The organism is Acinetobacter sp. CWB-B33, from assembly GCF_039655955.1.
GTDB classification, from domain to species: Bacteria; Pseudomonadota; Gammaproteobacteria; order Pseudomonadales; family Moraxellaceae; genus Acinetobacter; species Acinetobacter bouvetii.
In genome coordinates this window covers 54,757-73,238 of record NZ_JAGFEU010000005.1, presented here as the reverse complement: position 1 = coordinate 73,238, position 18,482 = coordinate 54,757, and the positions used below count along the sequence as shown (strand labels likewise).

The following is an 18,482-nucleotide window of genomic DNA, read 5'->3' as shown; positions in this document are numbered from 1 at the left end:
TCTTCTTAAAAAAGCCCGCATTTAGCGGGCTTTTGAGCAATGGGCTGAGACTTAAATATAGTAGCTGGTTTTGGTCATGAGCTTTGAAATTGCGGTCATGGTAATGCGAACCGGAAGCGGCAAATCGACACCGCCGGCATCGAGCGCCGTATCGCGGTGATGCAGCTCATCTTCATTCATCTGCACTAAAATTTTACGTGAGCGTTCATCCTGTTCTGGAAGCTGGCTGATGTGATGCTGCAGATGCATGCTGACCTGGCGTTCAGTCTCTGCGACAAAGCCCAGGCTGTATTTATCGCCGGCAATGCCTGCAATGGCGCCCATGCCAAAAGACAGGCTGTACCAAACAGGATTCAACAGGCTTGGCACACTGTCCAGCTCTTTTAAGCGGTCTTCACACCATGCCAAATGGTCTTGCTCTTCAATGGCAGCCTGTTCCATCTCTTTACGCACATTCGGCAGTTTTGCGGTTAAGGCCTGGCCGTGATAAAGCGCCTGCGCGCAGACCTCACCGCTGTGATTCACCCGCATGAGGCCCGCAACATGGCGCGCTTCACTCACGGCCAATGGCGCTTCAGACTGATTGCCTGGATTTTCACGATGCGCTGATGTCGAGCCTGGCACTAAGCTGCGCAATGCTTGGTCAAAAGAATGAATAAGCTTGTCGAGGCCTGTATATTGACGCATGGATTAATCCTCCGGTAAGACTTGCGCAGTGTTCAGCATCGGCTTTAAGCGGCGCAGCAGCCAGAAGCTGAAGATTGCGCTGAGCACTGCAGTAATGCTGAACAGTATTTTAATATCAATCTTTAGGATGCTTAAGATGATAATTGAGAATATAGCAGAAGATACCATGAAAACGGCATTCAAAATATTGTTGGCGGCGACGATGCGCGCGCGGTGTGAGCGGGGTGAAAAGGCCTGCATCATGGCATACAGCGGAACAATATAAAAACCGCCGCTGATGCCAAGCAGGGTCACCGCAAACATCACATGGTAATAGCTCCAGCCGCCATGGAAGACTTCATAGAGTCCGAGCAGCTTGCCGCTTTGCTCCGGCACAAAAGCCAAACTGCCTGCCAAATAAAAAGCAAATAGCGTTAAGCCAATGGCGCCAATCGGCACCATTTTAATATTGACTTCCGTACCGCCTAATTTACGGCACAGCAAAGAACCCACGCCAATTCCGACAGAAAAGAAGGTCAGCAGCAGGCTTACGACATTTTCTGAAGCGTGTAAATTTTGCTGCGTGAGCTGCGGAATTTGAGTCAGGTAGGTTGCGCCGTAAAACCAGTACCAAGAGTTGCCCAATAGAATAGTAAAAATCAGCGGCAGGCTTTTGGCGTGTTTTAGTGTTTGGAAGCTGGTGCGGAAAAAGTTCCAGTCCACTGTTAAATCAGCTGCAGTGACTTGCTGCTTTAAAATAAACGTGCTGGATAAATAGCCTAAGGCTGCAATCGTCAGTACGGTCACGCTGATCCAAAGCAAATTGCCGTCAGAGCCTGAAATAACTGCGCCGCCTAGAATCATGCCAATCAGGATCGCCATAGATGTGCCGGATTGAAACAGCGCATTGCCAGACATCAGCTCGTTGGGCTTTAAGATTTCAGGCAAAATGGCATATTTGATCGGGCCAAAGAAGGTTGAATGTGTTCCCATAAGGAATAATGCCAGCAGCAGCAGCCATAAATTGCCCAGCAGAAAGCCCGCCGCGCCAATCAGCATGATGACAATTTCAGCAATTTTAAGCATTCGAACAAGCTGTGAGCGTTCGTACTTATCTGCCAGCTGCCCAGCGGTCGCAGAGAAAATAAAGTAAGGTAAAATGAACAGCAGCGCGGCAAAGTTATTTAATGTGCTGATACTTGCTGTTTGCTGCTGAATCCATCCGTAGGTGATGACCAGAAGTAAAGCCTGTTTATACACGTTGTCATTCAATGCCCCAAAAAATTGAGTGAGAAACATGGGCAGAAATCGGCGGGTACCTAGAAGATGTTCACTGTTCTTCATATGATGAATACTGCAATTAAGTTTTATTAAGAAATGTGAGTGTTTGGTAAAACATCGAAAAAAATCATGTAAGATACTTTTCAGCTTAGGGAATGGTAAAAACCAATAGATTTAAGTTCTTTAGCTCATAATTTGTTGATTAAATAGTCCATTACATAAAGAATTTCTTTAGAGTTTGCTATGCCTGCAAAAATTAATTTTAAAAAGACAATGCTTCACCTCAGTATGAGTCACCTCATACACAGGCATCATAGCAATAAATGCTTATGGATGAGCATCTTTTTAACGCTTCTGACGCAGCAAAGCATGGCTGAAACAAATGAAAAAGCGACACCGGTTGCAGATGCGACTCAAGCAGAGATGGTCGAGAAACTCAAGAGTGAAGCTGTAAAGCAGGGGCTAGATTCCCAGTCTAACTTAGACGCGATTCAAAATATAGAATCAGTCCAAAAGGCCGCCCCTGAGCCGGACAGCATGCAAATGCTGCAGCAGCAGGAACAGTCTGCAGCATCTATTGAAGCATTTAAGCCCATTGAGTTTGAAGATTTGCAGGATTTGCCAATTGAGCCTGTAGATCAAAGCATGGCCAATGAAATTCTACAGGTCGCGGAAAATGCGAAGCGTGAAGCGCAGAACTACAGGGCAACTCAAAATATTGAAAATACTGTTGCGGATATGACGCAGCAGGAACTCGCTCAGATTAATCAGGCGCCGGTCAATGTTGATCAGCTGATGAGCAGCATTCGCGCTGACAGTGAAATTGCAGTCTCTCAAAATGAGAATGCTACTACCTTAAGTACGGCTTTTCCAGAGGAACAGGCGATTGATGACAAGGATCTGAATTTCTTTAAGCGGATGCTCTATAAAATCCGTCCGCCGCGTGAGCTGAATACAGCAAAAGTGCCGCGCATCAGTGCAGATGTGATATTTACCGCAGTCAGCAACAGCAGTGAGGCCAGCAATAAAGCTTATGCGGCGGCCCTGGATAATTTAAAGGCCAATATCAAAGGCAAGCTTTCGAGTTATACCGTAGAGTCTTTCAGTGACTTTCCCTCGGCTCTGCCGCAGTTAAGAACTTTGTCGAATCAGGCGGCGCAAGCGGTTGGTTTTTATAATGCGAGCTTTAAGTTTGAAAAAGTCAGTGACAATAAGGTCAAAGTTTCTGTCACGCCAAATGAACCTGTACAGGTGAAAGAACATAATGTTGAATTCAGCGGTGCTGGCGCAAATCAGGCGCAGTTCCAAGTAATCAGTGTTTTGCCAGATCAGGATGTCGGTGATATTTTCAATCATGGCGCTTATGAAACGACGAAAACCCGTATTACGGATGCCGCTTCAAACAACGGTTATTTTGATTCTTATTGGCGCCTGCATGATGTCAAAGTCGCGCAGCCGCAAAATACTGCAGATATCAATTTGCGCTATGAAACAGGTGAGCGCTATAAACTTGGCGATGTGGAATTCCGCATGAGCAATCCTGCAGATGAATTCCCGCTGGACCCAGATATTCTTGAAAGCCTTGTGACTTGGGAAGACGGCGCAGATTTTACCTTTTGGCGTGTCAATGGTTTAGCCAATAACCTCACCAACTCCCGCTATTTTAACTATACGCTGGTCGATGCCGTGCGCCCAGACCCGATTGAAAAGCAGCTGGAGCTGCCGCCGGATATTCAGGCTTTGGTCGATCAAAACCAGCTGGAAGAAAGTTCCACCCGCGTTCAGGATAAGAAAGCCGTCGCATCCAGCAAGGAAGTTTCACAAAATGTGGTCAATGAAGAGCAGTTTGCCGGTGTGAAAGATCAGGAACAGAATGCCAATATCCGCAGCCTGCAAAAAAGTCAGAATGAAAAAGAGCAGGAACAGGATATCTTAAAAGCGCAGGCGCGTGAAACCAAGGTAGTTCCTGTGATTGTGACCTTGAATGCGGATAAGCTGAACAGCGCCGAAATTGGCGCCGGTTTCGGTACAGATACAGGCGCACGTTTACGCGGCCAGTACCGCCGGGCAATTGTGAATAAGCGCGGTCATACTTTTGACGCCAACCTGGAACTGTCGCAAATCCGCCAGTCTTTGGAAGGCCACTACAACATTCCATATAATCATCCATTGAATGATTATATTAGCTTGGTTGGCGGTTATGAGCGTGAAGAGCGCGATGATGTCGGGCAGAATGTCAATTTGATGATTGAATCTGCTGTTGCCGGAGTTGACCGTGTGATTAAAAATCCGCGCGGCAGCTGGCAGCATACGTTTGGCTTGCGCTACCGTTTAGACAGAATTACTCAGGATGGGATCATCGACCCTGCGGAAATTCCAGAAGCGTTTTTGGTCAATACCAACAATCAGCAGCAGTCTTTATTGTTCGGCTATGAAGCCTCCCGCACGATCAGCGATAAGCGCGTCAATCCGAGCAAAGGATTTAAGCAAACCTATAAAATTGAACTGGGTTCGGAAAGTTTATTGTCTGATGCCGATATGGCGATTTTAAATGCAGGCTGGCGCTTTATTTACTCGCTGGGTGAAAATGACAATCACCAGTTTGTTGGACGCAGCGATCTCGGTTATATTTTTACGAAAGATTTTAACAAGGTGCCGTATAACTTGCGTTTCTTTACGGGCGGCGATCAAAGTATTCGCGGATTTGACTACAAGAGCCTTGCTGCGGAAGAGAACGGTTTTAAAGTGGGCGGCCAGGCTTTAGCTATTGGCTCATTAGAATATAATTATCAATTTAAAGAAGGATGGCGCGCGGCTGTTTTCAGTGATTTCGGCAACGCATATGACAAGGATTTTAATACTGAAACGGCTTATGGCGCAGGTGTCGGCATCCGCTGGGCTTCACCGATTGGCCCAATCCGTATTGACGTGGCGACAGGGCTTTCAGATGATAACCACCCGATCCGCGTACATTTCTTTATTGGCTCACAACTATAATTTTAAGGTGATTTAACCGTTATGGCTGAACAGCAGCAAAATCCTGAACCAGAAAATGCGCCTGACGTATTGCCACAAAAACGCCGCATTTTGCGCAGTGTCTTATTGTCATTGCTGTTTATGGTCGTGTTGCTGATATCTGCGCTTGCGGTCATGTTTTCTACGGACAAAGGCAGTAAATTTCTGCTGGACCGGGTTTTGGAACGCCAAAAAATCATTCATTACGAGTATGAAGGCGGCAATTTATGGCGCGGGTTAATTCTGCGCAATGTTTTGGTCAGCTTAAAGCCGGTAGATGTCAAAATTGACCGTGCAGACGTGACTCTGGGCTGGCGCGCAATTCTGAATAAAGAAATTCATTTGAACAGTGCAGATGTCCGAAATCTGCAAATTATTACCAAAAGCCCGCCCAGTGATGAACCGTTTAAGTTTAATGAAATCCGCCTGCCGTTTGTGCTGCGTGTAGACAAAGCGGATGTCGATCACCTGCTGATTCAAACCCATGCAGCCAGTGTAAATTTTGATGATATTCAACTGAACGAAGGGCTGTGGTCAGGTACAGAACTAAAGTTTGAAAACTCGCGCATGAATATGGGTTACTTAAGCGTGCGCAATGCCACAGGCAAGATGAAATTTGAAGGAAAATATCCTTTAAATGCGACTGGCATCGTAAATTTGCCGTCTTTAAATGACAGCTTAAATATTAAAGATATTGCCGTGAATGCCCGCGGTACTTTAGATACTATTCAGGCAGGTATTGCGACCAATACGCCTGATTTACTGGCGGGCTGGGCCGTTGTTCATCCAATGCGCCCGCATGTGCCGATGCAGGGCGAGTTAAAATTTAAAAACTATCATTTGCCATTATTGACTGAGCAAAAGCTGTTTATCAAACACGGTGTGGGGAAATTTAATGGCGATATCCAGCGTTTAAACTTAAATGTCATTACAGACTTAACCGGTGCAAATATTCCACAAGGCCAGTACAGTGCTGTAATGCATACAGACCTTGTGCATCAGCTGAATATTGATCATGTGAATGGCCAGCTGATGAAAGGCGCCGTAAACTTATCGGGTGTGGTGAGCTGGAAAGATCATGTCACTTGGGACATGCAAGGCCGATTAGACAAACTGAACCCTAAAGATAAATTGATTCCGCAAGTGGTGCAGGATTTTCTGCCGCCAAGTCTAGATGCTAAAATTGCATCTAAAGGCGCTTTAGAAAAAGGGATGCATTTAACAGCGCTGGTAGATTTTGACCGTTATGAAACGTGGAATCTCAAACTCGATCAGGATCCGGAAAAGAATAAAAAAGCGCAGCCGATGCTGCTGGATGTGTCTTGGAAAAATATTGACCGCGCTGTACCGTATGTGGGCTGGCTCAGCAGTGAATCTGGCAATGCGAAACTCGCATTGGTTGCAGATCAGCAGAATATTCATGTAGCCACTAAAGTAGCGCGCCATGAAAAAGGCATGCTGCCGTCGGGAATGTATCAAGCGCAGCTGAATTTAAAAAATAATAATTTGAACGTGCCAAGCTTCAGCTACCTTGCAGATAAAGGCCAATTAACGGGCAGTGCAGCAGTTCAATTGCCGACTGACAAGCGTCAGCTGAAATGGAGTGCGCTGCTGAATGCCAAAGACTTTAACCCGCAGACCGTTGCGGCGGCTGCGCCAGTTAATCTGCTGAATGGCTCAATCCGGGCCAACGGCTATGCCAAGCCGAATCAGCAAATTATCCATTTAAGCGCAATTGATTTAACGGGACGCCTGGCGCAGCAAAACGAAATGATTCGCTTAACAGGCAGCAGCACTGCAGCATTGCTTTTCCATGATGTGAAAGCAGGCGGCGGGTTTAAAAGCTTCGCAGTCAATTACGACGGCAATTTATCCGCCAGTCAAATTGAAGCTAGCAAAGGCCTGTTAAAGCTGCGCGTTTCAGGTACGTCAGAACTGATTCATGTTGCTGAATTAAAGCATGATGGTGTTGCGGGCAAAATTTTTGCCAGCGGTCTGGTGAACTTGAAAAATGGTATTGGCTGGGATATTAACGCATCACTGGTGCATTTTAAACCGCATTACTTTGCATCGAATGTCCGCGGTGAACTGTCAGGCACCTTGAAAACGCAAGGGCTTTGGTCCGATGCTTTAAAACGCATTCAAATTCAGCGCCTAAACTTGGCAGGCATCATCAACAATAAGCCTGTGCGCGGTAAAGGCAATTTGGCTTTGGTCATCAATTCAAACCAAAAAGGCTTTATGCCGCAGCAGTTTGAAGCCAATGACTTATTTCTGGCCTATGCCAGCAACCAAATTCAAGCGACAGGCAATGCGCAGAGCTTACGTTTGAAGGTTAATGCGCCGGCACTGTACGAGCTTTACGGCGGCTTGCGCGGCCGTGCATATGGCTACTTGAATATGCAAGTCCAGCCCCGTCTGCAGGCTTCTGCTAACCTGGCTGTCGATAATTTTGGCTTTAATCATTTATTCAGCGTGAAAAAAATGCGCGTACAGGGTGAGCTGCCAACTTCGCAAACCACACCAGCCTTACTGGTTGCCCGTTTGGAAAGTTTGCGCAGCGGTACGCGTGAAATTCAACAGGGCGAAATTTCTTTGGCGGGTACACGCAGTGCGCATGTGCTGAAAGTCAGCGCTGAAAACAAATTATCTAAATTTAAAGTGCAGCTGGCAGGCGGCTTTAATGCGCAAAATAACTGGCTGGGGCAAATCCAAAAGGGTGATTTTGACTCCTTGCGTACCCGTTTAGTACAGCGCCAAAATGCATCCATCATTTATACCTCTGCTCAATCGGATTTATTTATCGGTGCGCATTGCTGGATGAGCCAGCAAAGTGAGCTGTGCTTTGATCAGCCTATTCGGGTCAATCCAAACCGCGGAAATGTTTCTTTTATTACCCGCAATTTAGATTTAAGCGACTTCGCGGCCTTTATGCCAGAAGGCCTAGCCATTACAGGCAAGGTTAATGGGTATGCTAAAGCGTCTTGGGCAAAAGGCGCGCGTCCGAAGATTGATGCGCGTTTCTTGACGCGTGACGGCGTGGTTGGGCTGGCTGCGGAAGATCCTCAGTATTTAGGTTCGACCATGAAATACGATGAAGTCAGCCTGATTGCCAAGAGTGTCGCGGACGGTTTGCAAATTCGGCTGGATACCAAAGCGCCTGATATTGGTACGGGTTATGCCAATGTCATCATCGATCCATATAAAGACAGCAAGCCAATGCGCGGTGAAGTAGCCTTTAACCAAGTGCAGCTGAAAATCTTGAAGCCATTTATTCAAGATGTCCGTTCAATGGGAGGGACATTATCTTATGCAGGCAAAATCAGCGGAACATTAGGCAATCCTTTAATGGAGGGCGAGGTTCGGGTGAAAGACGGCTCCATCAGTATGATTTCACTGCCCGTGAATCTGACCAATATTCAGCTGTATTCAGCCGTGCGTCAAAATTATGCCACCATTAACGGCGCATTCAACAGCGGTCAAGGCGTGGGCAAATTAACCGGCAATATTGACTGGAAAGATGAGCCTCGCGTGCAGCTGCAGCTGAAAGGTCAAAATATGCTGATCCGCCAGGCGCCGCTGATTACAGCATTGGTAACGCCAGATCTGAGCTTGGATGTTTTACCATTTAAGAAAAAACTGTCATTGTCCGGTTCTGTCGATGTGCCTCGGGCATTGATTTCAATACCGGAAGCATCTGAGCCTGTGGTTAACGTTTCTTCTGATGTGCGCATTGTGCATGAAGGCGATAATCAGCTGGAAATTTTAAAATCTGCGCGCCCGTGGGATATTCGTGCGGATGTTGCGGTCAGTTTGGGCAAGCAGGTTATTTTTCAAGGCTTTGACAGCCGTATTCCTTTAATTGGCCGTTTAAATCTGTCTCAGCGCGGTCTGGAAACCGCCATGCGCGCCAATGGTGCTATTGGTGTGCCGCAGCGCGTAAAAATTGAAGCGTATGGTCAAAGTTTAGATTTAAACAGGGCGATTGCGCGTTTTAATGGGCCGCTTGCAAATCCAACACTGGATATCGATGCCAATAAAGCTGTTCAGGGCAGTACGGTCGGTTTCCGTGTTACCGGTACAGTATCCAGTCCGAATATTCAGGTCTATAACGATGCCGGCCTATCTGAACAGGAAGCGCTGAATGCATTAATTACCGGCCGCATCAATGAGGGCACGAGCGGCTTAAGTCAAACAGAAGGCTTTAAATCTGATGTCAACAATACCATTGCAGCAGCGGGTATCAGCATGGGCTTGGGCGGCACGCGCGCTCTCACCAATCAAATTGGCCGTACATTCGGCTTAAGCGGCTTGGCGCTGGACGCTCAAGGCACAGGAGATGACACGCAAGTATCTGTGACAGGCTATATTACTCCAGACTTGTTTATCCGTTACGGTGTTGGAGTCTTTACGCCAGTCAATAAACTGACCTTGCGTTACCAAATGAACCAGCGTCTGTATCTGGAAGCGAGCCAGTCTTTAGAACGCGCAATCGATTTGTTCTATAATTGGCGCTTCTAAAATCTTGAATTTATTTACAGATATGAATATAAATAGGGCTTCGAAAGAAGCCCTATTTATATTTGAAACAATAAGAAATGCATAAAATGAAAAATAATTTAATCCTTAGTTTGTCTATTTTGTCTTGCAATGCTTTTGCCTATGATTATCCCAATGAACATGGGAAGTGCTGGATTCTTGATGGACGGAGTATAATTCAAAAGTGTTTAATCGCATCCGGCGGTGGTGCGGGCGGGACTTTTACTCAATTTGTGGTAAATAAAAAAGATTATTACATTGAAGAATCTAATTTCTGCGATGAAGAGGTGAACTGTCATATCTTAGTTGGGAATAGCTATGAAAATTCAAAAGAAGCGAGAAGCTATTATCGCAGTATTAAAAACAACAAAATTATTCCCAAATGGGAACATGGTGCATGGAATTGCTATCAGCAAATTCGTGGGAAAATGCATATTTGCTATTCAACACCGATTTCTCCGCCTAAAAATCAAAGTTAACTGTTGAAAACCAAGCTAACTTTCACGAAAAAAATTTAGGAGGAGATTAATCTCTTAAAATAAATAGAGACGAAGAGATGGTTTTTGCTATCAAACACCATCTTTTTAAATTACTCTTTAAACGTCTCATTCAACGCAGCCTGTACAGCATCTACCCGTGATTTACACGCTTTGTAAGCTTGCATAGATTCTTCAACAATTTTCATTAAATTATCGATATCTGGTTCTTGCTGATTTTCAAGCAGTTCGGCATTTTTTTTCAAAATGTCATAGCCTTCTTTAAAGCTTAGGGAATCTTTAGTCTTGCTCATGAGCTGCTGCCTGTATGTGGCTGAATAGAAAGGATCTCAGCATGAATAATGCCATCTTTCATTTCAATTTGAATTTGTGGAGTGTCTTGGCTGAGCTGCTGCAAGCTGCTGACCGCACGGCCATGCTGGCGGACAACAGCATAGCCTTTGGCTAAAACATGCAGCGGATTCTGCAGCAGGGTTTCTCGCATGAGCGCTTCGACTTGGTGCTGTGCAAATTTAATCATTTGCGCCGCATAATTCTGGGTTTGGTCTTTTACTTGTTGCAGCTGTTTATAGGCATCAGAAATCTGGCTTTTAGATAGAGTCTCAATGGTTTTCATCAGCTGATCATTTTGGCTTTGATATGCCGTTATTTGATGTTGCGACAGCAGCTGGATGTTTTGGCGGAAATCTAAAATCTCCTGAACGCGTGAAGCGATGTGATTGCGGATGCCTGCAATGACCTTACTGGGGGTGTCAAAAGAACGGTGCGCGATTTCATCCAAAATCGTCCGGTCTTTTTCATGGCCAATGCCAACCCAGACGGGGACTGTCCGTTTGCACAGCAGAGCGGCCAAATCAAAATCATTCAAATAGGCTAAATCATTGACGGCGCCGCCGCCGCGGATGATGACAATCAAATCGGGCGGGGATGTAAAATCTGAGGCCCATTGCCGCAGGCCTTGCCCTAAAGCCGATATAATGCTTTGCGCTGCAGTATTGCCTTGAAATGTAGCGCTGTGATAGACGAACTCGCATACACCCGCCTGCTGCAGGGCATCGGCATCTTTTTTAAAATCACCTAGACCGGCAGCCTGTTCGGGCGCAATGACCAAAACATGCTGGATATCAAATGGCGCTGGCAGCAGCTGATTTTTGTACAGCAAACCTTCATTGTTCAGCTGCTGCACAATTTGCTGATAACGTTTTGCGATATCGCCCAGCGTATAGCTGGAATCTATTTCTTCGATATTGACTGAAAACCCGTATTGCGGATCAAAACGCGCCCTGACTTTAATCAGCACATTCAAATCGCGGCTGAGTTCAACGCCGCTTTCACGCTCAAATTTTCCTACAATTTTAGCCGCAGAAAATTTCCAGATGGTCGCTTTGCAACTGGCAATGACTTTGTCACTGCGGGCCTCTTTTTCTGCCAGCTCAATATAGTAATGACCGCCTTTAATGTTTAAATTGCGGATTTCAGCTTTGACCCATACCGCATCATCAAAAGCCAGTTTAATGACTTCTTGAACAGCGGACAGATATTCACTCAGCGAAAGCTGTAAACCAGGCATGGGGATATAAGGTAAAAATCATGAAAATAATAATGAAATTATAGGCTGTTTAGGCGGGATGAAAATGGAAATTTTGTAGAGGGAATGCAAAGCATGAAGCACTTTATGCAACTCGCTGATCCAGTGCGCATTTGAAAGCAAGAACATCTTTAACACATGCATATATGATTTGATCGCTGGCGGTTTCTGGACCGTGGGGATGGCGGCTGACAGCAGTTTTGACTGTATTACGTGCATTTATGCTCGAAAGATGCTGGGTTTTGTTTGATCAAGTTGATAGTTAATGCAAATTCCGGCAGCTAAGTTTTGTACAAATGGGTACTGGCAGATGTGTTTGTCTGAAATGTGCAAATTAAATTTTAAGCAATATGAGAGAGCACCAGTGCGGATTATGTTTTTGCAGTTCACATTAAAGAGGAAAATGTTTTATTTTTAAACTGTTTGCTGGTTTTTAATGTTTTCATTGTGTATTTTATATTGATAATTCTCATAAGTTGAATATGAAAAGGGTAAGCATGCTGAATTGTGAGCGGATACTTTAAAAAGATTATATTTGCCAATGCTGATTAAATGCTTAAGTGGTACTTTTCCTGCGATAATTAACTTTAATAAAATATTATCAATACATCATCTAATGTTTTAGGGGGATATTATATGGCTAAAGTTTCATTAGACTCATTATTAGAAATTGACGGTTTTATTGCGAGTGCGCTTGTAGACAGCGAAAGCGGTTTGGCTTTGGCAGCGCAAGGCAATAGTACAATTGATCTAGAATTGGCAGCCGCAGGAAACACAGAAGTAATCCGTGCTAAGCGGAAAGTTGCAAGAGCTTTGAATCTAAATGATTCGATTGAAGATATTCTAATTACACTGGGCAAGCAATATCATTTGATTCGTCCATTAGATTCAAACGATGCTTTATTTTTATACTTAGTATTGGATAGAAGCAAAGCAAATTTAGCGATGGCTCGTCATGAGTTGAAGCATTTTGAAAAAGAACTCGATTTCTCTTAATTAAAAATTAAGGTTATTACTAAAAGTAATAACCTTAATTGTTTTATCTCAGTATAACCATCAAAAAACTATGAATAACTCTATTTATATTTCAATATTTGGTTTAAGTCTTTCCACTATTAATGAAATAAAAAATATCATATTTACGAAATTTTGTGATCAATATCAAATTAATTGGACTCATATAACAGATATTAGGGTGCAGATATTATTAATTAATGATGATTTTATTGATATTGATCATGTTGTGAAAATGAGTAAAACCGATGTGCAGATTTTAAAATTAAAGAAAAATGAAAGTTTATCCGGGGAATTAATTAACAATACGCTGTATTTGCCATTACAGTTTTCGAACTCATTGGACAGCTGGATGGCGCATGCTTTGGAAAGGAGTACCTTGCCGGCAAATTTCCAGGCAATGCATCAGCCCTTTTTACTGGAAACAGAAAGTGTTTCTAAAAAAATAGCGCACCAAGAAATTTCATTAGCATTTCGTAATGTGCATGAAAAATATGCAGGTATTAGCCACTTTGTAATTGAAAATAATCAAAACATCATGGCTTGTTTTGATTTAAAAAATAAAGAGTTTTATCGCAATCCAGAGCTGGGCCTAATTGCAGAGGGCAGTTTTTCGATTGTTCCTGCAGACATTAACAGCATTGTTAATTTTAAGAAATATTTTCAGTGTAAAGAGCTGAGCAGCGGAATTTGGCAATTTGTTTGGGATCACACGCCTAATGAGGTGCCCGAATATACACATGCGTACAGGCTGCTTCATTGGCCGCAGCCGGCATCCCTGACTTGCAGAAGCGAATTATTCAAAATTTCGGCTTTTTTGAGTAAAGGCTGCACGGCTCAATTTATTCATCAAAAAACCAATATCCGTGCGGATACGATTCATCTCTATTTATTTGCCTGTGAGGTCGCTCAAATTGTTGCTGAAATTCCAGTAACAGACGCATTGGATGTTAGAGCGCTTTCTGCTGAAGTGAATGAAGTCAGCAGCGTGCGGGGGTTTTTCAACAGCTTGCGCAAAAAGCTGGGTTTATAATGGAATATTATGATTTTACATCAATATAAAGTTGTCTTTGCCGGAACTATGGGTGCCGGAAAAAGCGAGGCGATTAAATCTTTATCGAGTATTGACGTCGTGTCTACTGAGGCAGTCAACACCGATACACAGTCTCACAGCAAAATGTTCACCACAGTGGGCATAGATTATGGGGAATTAATTTTAGAGGATGGAACAAAAGTTGGCTTGTACGGTACACCGGGCCAAGGGCGGTTTGATTTTATTTGGAATATGATTTGCAAGGGCGCTTTAGGCACCATTATTTTAATTGATAACAGTGTTGATCATCCGATTGAGCAGCTGAATTTTTATTTAGATTATTTCAAGACGGTTAGTGACAATATCATTATTGGAATCACGCATTTGGATGTAAAGTCGGCAAATCATGCTGCGATTTACCGTGATTGGGAAAAAAGCCAGACGGATGCACGCTATCCGCTTTTCTTTGTAGACGCTCGGGAAAGAAATGATGTGCTTTTATTGCTTGAAGCATTAATTGCCAATGCCGAAGCTCAATTCTCAATTTAAGGTTAAAACTCATGCTAACTCATAATTTAAAAAGAAAAGCGCCAGAAGAACTTGTCAATTTCATACAGGTTCATATTCGTGCATTGCTTACCGAGATTTCTGAAATTGAATTTGTGATGGTGTGTTCCACAGATGGTTTTGAATTGACCTCAGTGGCTAAAAAGAATATTACAAATGCCGGAAAACTCGCAGCAGTCAGCAGTTCTATTTTGGCGATGGTGCAAGCCTTTATGGGGGAAATCAATCTGGATGGCTGTCAAAGCCTGACCCTGGATGCTGCTAATGGTAAGGTGCTGCTGACGGCGATACCCAATGAAAAATATCCTATGCTTTTGGTGGTTTTAACGTCAAAAAATGTACTCTTGGGCCAACTGCTGTACTCAATTAAAAAAATTACGGAAGATATTGCGCATCAGTCTGAAACGCCTAGCCATGGTTAAATACTATGGGCGGCAAGGGTAAGGCTATGCGTCATGGGCGGAATTAAATGACAAATGCGCAGTGATCTTTTATAGTGCAGCCATGTAGGAGATTTTCATGAAAAAGTTACTCGCTTTATCTGTTCTGATTGCACTGGCTGGCTGTGCAGAGAAAAAGCCGCTGACGCCTGAAGAACAATGGCAGGGCTATTGCCGCAGTGTAGGCAATGCGGCGCGCACGATTATGCTGGACCGTCAAAACGCGATTCCTAAAGCGCAAGCAGTGGAACATGCCAGCAAAATTGAAGATGAAACCACCAAAAAATTCATCATTAGCATTATTGAAGAAGTTTATGCTTTGCCTGAAGCGTCAATTAAAGGCGATGTGGAAGCGTCCCGTGAAAAAATCCGCAGCGAATTTACGGAAAAATGCATAGCGACACCGCATGATCAAATGCCGGATTACAAACCGTTCTAAGGAACGGTTTTTTATTGCCAAATTAAAAGAAATAGCCTAAGCGGTATTCAAATACACCTTGTGACAAATCTATTAATCTAAAATATAGAAAAGCTTATCTTTTTATTGAATAATGAGTGCAGAACAATAGAAGAAAAGAGGAGCAGCAAATGGATGTTGTCGGCTATATGCATCATGCAGATTTACTCTTGGAAGATGATCAGGGCCTGATCATTATCGGTGGCGGAAATTACGTTTTGAGCATCGGGGATCGCGTATATTTAAAACGTCAGGTCGATGGTATGCCGAATCGGTATATTATCGAAATTTCATTTGCCAGCAACCAGTACCAAGGCTTATTTGAAGACCAGTGCCAGATGAAGTTCAGCGGCAATCGCGCAGAATTAAATCAATATTTAACAGCAACGACTGTCCACTAAGGTGGAATATATTTTTTGATACAAAGAAGGCAGCATGAAGTTGCCTTTTTTATGGTGAGAATTCAGTTAAAAGTTAAAATCTTTCCAAAAATAAGTACTGTAAGCTCAGGATTTGATTATCGATTAATCAAAAAACCATCATTTAGTTGCTAAATAATGGACATCATGAAGAAACACTTTACTTGCATTAACTTTTAACTGGAATTTTAGTAAAATTAAGCAGTCCATATTATTTGCGAAGCCTGAGAATGGCTGGAATTCGCAGGTAATTTTTTAAAAAAGAGGAATAAACCGTGCTAGAAGCTTACCGCCAACACGTTGCAGAACGTGCCGCACTCGGAGTCCCGCCGAAGCCACTTGATGATGTTCAAACAGCAGCATTAGTTGAGTTATTAAAAAATCCACCAGCTGGCGAAGAAGCATTCTTAGTTGATTTGCTTGAAAACCGCGTTCCAGCGGGCGTTGACCAAGCTGCTTATGTTAAAGCTGCATTCTTAGCTGCTTTGGCTAAAGGCGAGGCGGCTTCACCATTAGTTTCTAAAGAACGTGCGGTTTACTTACTGGGCACTATGCTTGGTGGTTATAACGTTGCTCCTTTAGTTGCTCTTCTTGATGATGCAGAGCTTGCTGAATTAGCTGCTGAAGCGCTGAAAAAAACGCTTCTAGTATTTGATGCGTTCCATGATGTTGCTGATAAAGCAAAAGCGGGCAACGCAAATGCGCAAGCAGTTATGCAATCTTGGGCTGATGCTGAATGGTTCACTAGCCGTAAAGACGTTCCGGAAGAAATCAAACTTACTGTTTTCAAAGTAACTGGCGAAACCAACACAGATGACTTGTCACCTGCACAAGACGCATGGAGCCGTCCAGACATTCCATTGCACGCAAATGCAATGCTGAAAAACGTACGTGACGGTATCAACCCAGAAGTTCCTGGTGAAGTTGGTCCACTTAGCCAAATTAAAGAACTTGTTGCGAAAGGCAACCAAGTTGCTTACGTTGGCGACGTTGTTGGTACGGGTTCATCTCGTAAATCTGCAACAAACTCTGTTCTTTGGTTCTTCGGTGACGACATTCCGCACATCCCGAACAAAAAAGACGGCGGTTATTGCCTAGGTTCTAAAATCGCTCCGATTTTCTTCAACACAATGGAAGATGCTGGCGCGCTGCCAATTGAAATCGATGTTCAAAACATGAACATGGGTGACGAAATCGTTCTTAACATTGATCACGCTGCTGCAAAAGTAACTGCATCTAAAGACGGTGCTGTGATTGCTGAAGCTGAACTGAAAACACCAGTTCTTCTTGACGAAGTTCGCGCTGGCGGCCGTATCAACTTGATCGTTGGCCGTGGTTTGACGACTAAAGCGCGTGAAGCTTTAGGTCTTGCTCCATCGACTTTATTCCGTACTCCAGTTCAGCCTGCTGCTACTGGCAAAGGTTTCACTCAAGCACAGAAAATGGTTGGCCGCGCTTGTGGTCTTCCTGAAGGTCAAGGTGTACTTCCAGGTACTTACTGCGAACCTAAGATGACAACTGTTGGTTCTCAAGATACAACAGGTCCAATGACTCGTGACGAATTGAAAGACTTGGCTTGCCTAGGCTTCTCTGCTGACCTTGTTATGCAATCTTTCTGTCATACAGCTGCGTATCCAAAACCAGTTGACGTTCAAATGCAGCACACGCTTCCTGATTTCATCATGAACCGTGGCGGTGTATCTTTACGTCCAGGTGACGGTATTATTCACTCTTGGTTAAACCGTATGCTTCTTCCAGATACAGTTGGTACTGGCGGTGACTCGCATACTCGTTTCCCAATTGGTATTTCATTCCCAGCGGGTTCTGGCCTTGTAGCGTTCGCTGCAGCGACTGGTGTTATGCCCCTTGATATGCCTGAATCTGTACTTGTTAAGTTCAAAGGTAAAATGCAGCCTGGTATCACACTACGTGACCTAGTACATGCAATTCCTTACGTTGCGATTCAGCAAGGTGACTTAACTGTAGAGAAGAAAGGTAAGAAAAACATCTTCTCTGGCCGTATCCTTGAGATCGACTTAACAGAAATGGAAACTGACCTCACTGTTGAGCAAGCATTCGAACTTTCTGATGCATCTGCTGAACGTTCTGCTGCGGGCTGTTCTATCACGCTTTCTGAAGAGAAAGTTGCTGAATACCTGAAATCAAACATTACAATGTTGAAGTGGATGATTTCTGAAGGTTATGGCGATGCGCGTACTATGGCTCGCCGTGTAGAGAACATGGAAAAATGGTTAGCGAACCCATCACTTCTTAAAGCTGATGCAGACGCTGAATACACGAAAGTGTATGAAATTGACCTTGCGACAATTACTGAACCAGTTCTTTGCTGCCCGAATGACCCAGATGATGCGAAATTGCTTTCTGACGTTCAAGGCGTGAAAATTGACGAAGTATTCGTTGGTTCATGTATGACAAACATCGGTCACTTCCGTGCAACTGGTAAGTTGTTAGAGAAAGTTCCTGGTGGCGTACTTTCAACTCGTTTGTGGATTGCTCCACCTACGCGTATGGACGAACGTCAATTGATGGAAGAAGGTTTCTACAATACTTATGGCAAAGCTGGCGCGCGTACTGAAATGCCAGGCTGTTCATTATGTATGGGTAACCAAGCACGTGTAGCGCCGAACACTACTTGTGTATCGACTTCTACTCGTAACTTCCCGAACCGTTTAGGTCAAGGCGCTAACGTTTACTTAGCGTCTGCTGAACTTGCATCTGTTGCTGCTGTATTGGGTAAATTACCTTCTCCAGAAGAATATCAACAATATGCAGCTCAAATTGACAGCATGTCTGCTGACATCTACCAATACTTAAGCTTCGATAAAATGGGCGACTATACTGACGCTGCTAAAGATGTTGATACTAAGAAAATTGCTGCTGCTCAGTTAACCTAAGTTATTGAAAAATAATTTTAGTTGAGTTAGAAATAAGGGCTGATTAATCAG

General features: G+C 43.9%; 14 protein-coding genes. 10 read left to right on the top strand and 4 right to left on the bottom strand.

What is annotated here, in order from left to right:
• Positions 1–51 precede the first annotated feature (51 nt).
• Positions 52–687, bottom strand: coding sequence for a 2-polyprenyl-3-methyl-6-methoxy-1,4-benzoquinone monooxygenase (gene coq7, locus JZ784_RS13995; RefSeq protein ID WP_005009229.1), 636 nt, complete (start codon positions 685–687; stop codon positions 52–54).
• A gap of 3 nt (positions 688–690) precedes the next feature.
• Positions 691–2,010, bottom strand: a complete 1,320-nt coding sequence (locus JZ784_RS13990) for an MFS transporter (protein ID WP_346315267.1) — start codon at positions 2,008–2,010, stop codon at positions 691–693.
• 180 nt (positions 2,011–2,190) lie between these two features.
• Here JZ784_RS13990 and JZ784_RS13985 point away from each other — a divergent pair, with 180 nt between their 5' ends.
• From JZ784_RS13985 to JZ784_RS13975, 3 genes are all read left to right on the top strand, one after another.
• The gene (locus JZ784_RS13985; RefSeq protein ID WP_346315266.1) at positions 2,191–4,944 is read left to right on the top strand and encodes an autotransporter assembly complex family protein; all 2,754 of its coding nucleotides are present in this window, start codon (positions 2,191–2,193) and stop codon (positions 4,942–4,944) included.
• 21 nt (positions 4,945–4,965) lie between these two features.
• Positions 4,966–9,483: a translocation/assembly module TamB domain-containing protein gene (locus JZ784_RS13980; RefSeq protein ID WP_346315265.1), complete on the top strand. Its 4,518-nt coding sequence runs from the start codon at positions 4,966–4,968 to the stop codon at positions 9,481–9,483.
• An 86-nt stretch (positions 9,484–9,569) separates the two neighbouring features.
• Positions 9,570–9,980, top strand: a complete 411-nt coding sequence (locus tag JZ784_RS13975; RefSeq protein WP_346315264.1) for a hypothetical protein — start codon at positions 9,570–9,572, stop codon at positions 9,978–9,980.
• 110 nt (positions 9,981–10,090) lie between these two features.
• On the opposite strand, the gene xseB is transcribed toward JZ784_RS13975, so the two are convergent.
• Entirely contained in the window at positions 10,091–10,291 is a 201-nt protein-coding gene (gene xseB, locus JZ784_RS13970; RefSeq protein WP_346315263.1) for an exodeoxyribonuclease VII small subunit, read from the bottom strand.
• Positions 10,288–11,568: an exodeoxyribonuclease VII large subunit gene (gene xseA, locus JZ784_RS13965; protein ID WP_346315262.1), complete on the bottom strand. Its 1,281-nt coding sequence runs from the start codon at positions 11,566–11,568 to the stop codon at positions 10,288–10,290. The genes xseB and xseA overlap by 4 nt, the downstream gene beginning before the upstream one ends.
• Positions 11,569–12,222: 654 nt before the next feature.
• On the opposite strand from xseA, the gene JZ784_RS13960 reads away from it, so the two are divergent.
• The 7 genes from JZ784_RS13960 to JZ784_RS13930 all read left to right on the top strand — a co-directional run bounded on the left by JZ784_RS13960 (position 12,223) and on the right by JZ784_RS13930 (position 18,431).
• Positions 12,223–12,582: a roadblock/LC7 domain-containing protein gene (locus tag JZ784_RS13960; RefSeq protein WP_346315261.1), complete on the top strand. Its 360-nt coding sequence runs from the start codon at positions 12,223–12,225 to the stop codon at positions 12,580–12,582.
• 253 nt (positions 12,583–12,835) lie between these two features.
• Complete coding sequence (locus JZ784_RS13955) at positions 12,836–13,633, top strand: hypothetical protein (protein ID WP_346315260.1); 798 nt, start codon at positions 12,836–12,838, stop codon at positions 13,631–13,633.
• A gap of 9 nt (positions 13,634–13,642) precedes the next feature.
• Positions 13,643–14,182, top strand: coding sequence for a GTP-binding protein (locus JZ784_RS13950; RefSeq protein ID WP_346315259.1), 540 nt, complete (start codon positions 13,643–13,645; stop codon positions 14,180–14,182).
• An 11-nt stretch (positions 14,183–14,193) separates the two neighbouring features.
• Complete coding sequence (locus JZ784_RS13945; RefSeq protein ID WP_346315258.1) at positions 14,194–14,622, top strand: roadblock/LC7 domain-containing protein; 429 nt, start codon at positions 14,194–14,196, stop codon at positions 14,620–14,622.
• 97 nt (positions 14,623–14,719) lie between these two features.
• A complete protein-coding gene (locus JZ784_RS13940) occupies positions 14,720–15,079 on the top strand; it encodes a hypothetical protein (RefSeq protein ID WP_346315257.1) in 360 nt (119 codons plus the stop codon).
• A 149-nt stretch (positions 15,080–15,228) separates the two neighbouring features.
• Positions 15,229–15,498, top strand: coding sequence for a hypothetical protein (locus JZ784_RS13935; protein WP_005009251.1), 270 nt, complete (start codon positions 15,229–15,231; stop codon positions 15,496–15,498).
• A 293-nt stretch (positions 15,499–15,791) separates the two neighbouring features.
• A complete protein-coding gene (locus JZ784_RS13930) occupies positions 15,792–18,431 on the top strand; it encodes a bifunctional aconitate hydratase 2/2-methylisocitrate dehydratase (RefSeq protein WP_005009252.1) in 2,640 nt (879 codons plus the stop codon).
• Positions 18,432–18,482 lie beyond the last annotated feature (51 nt).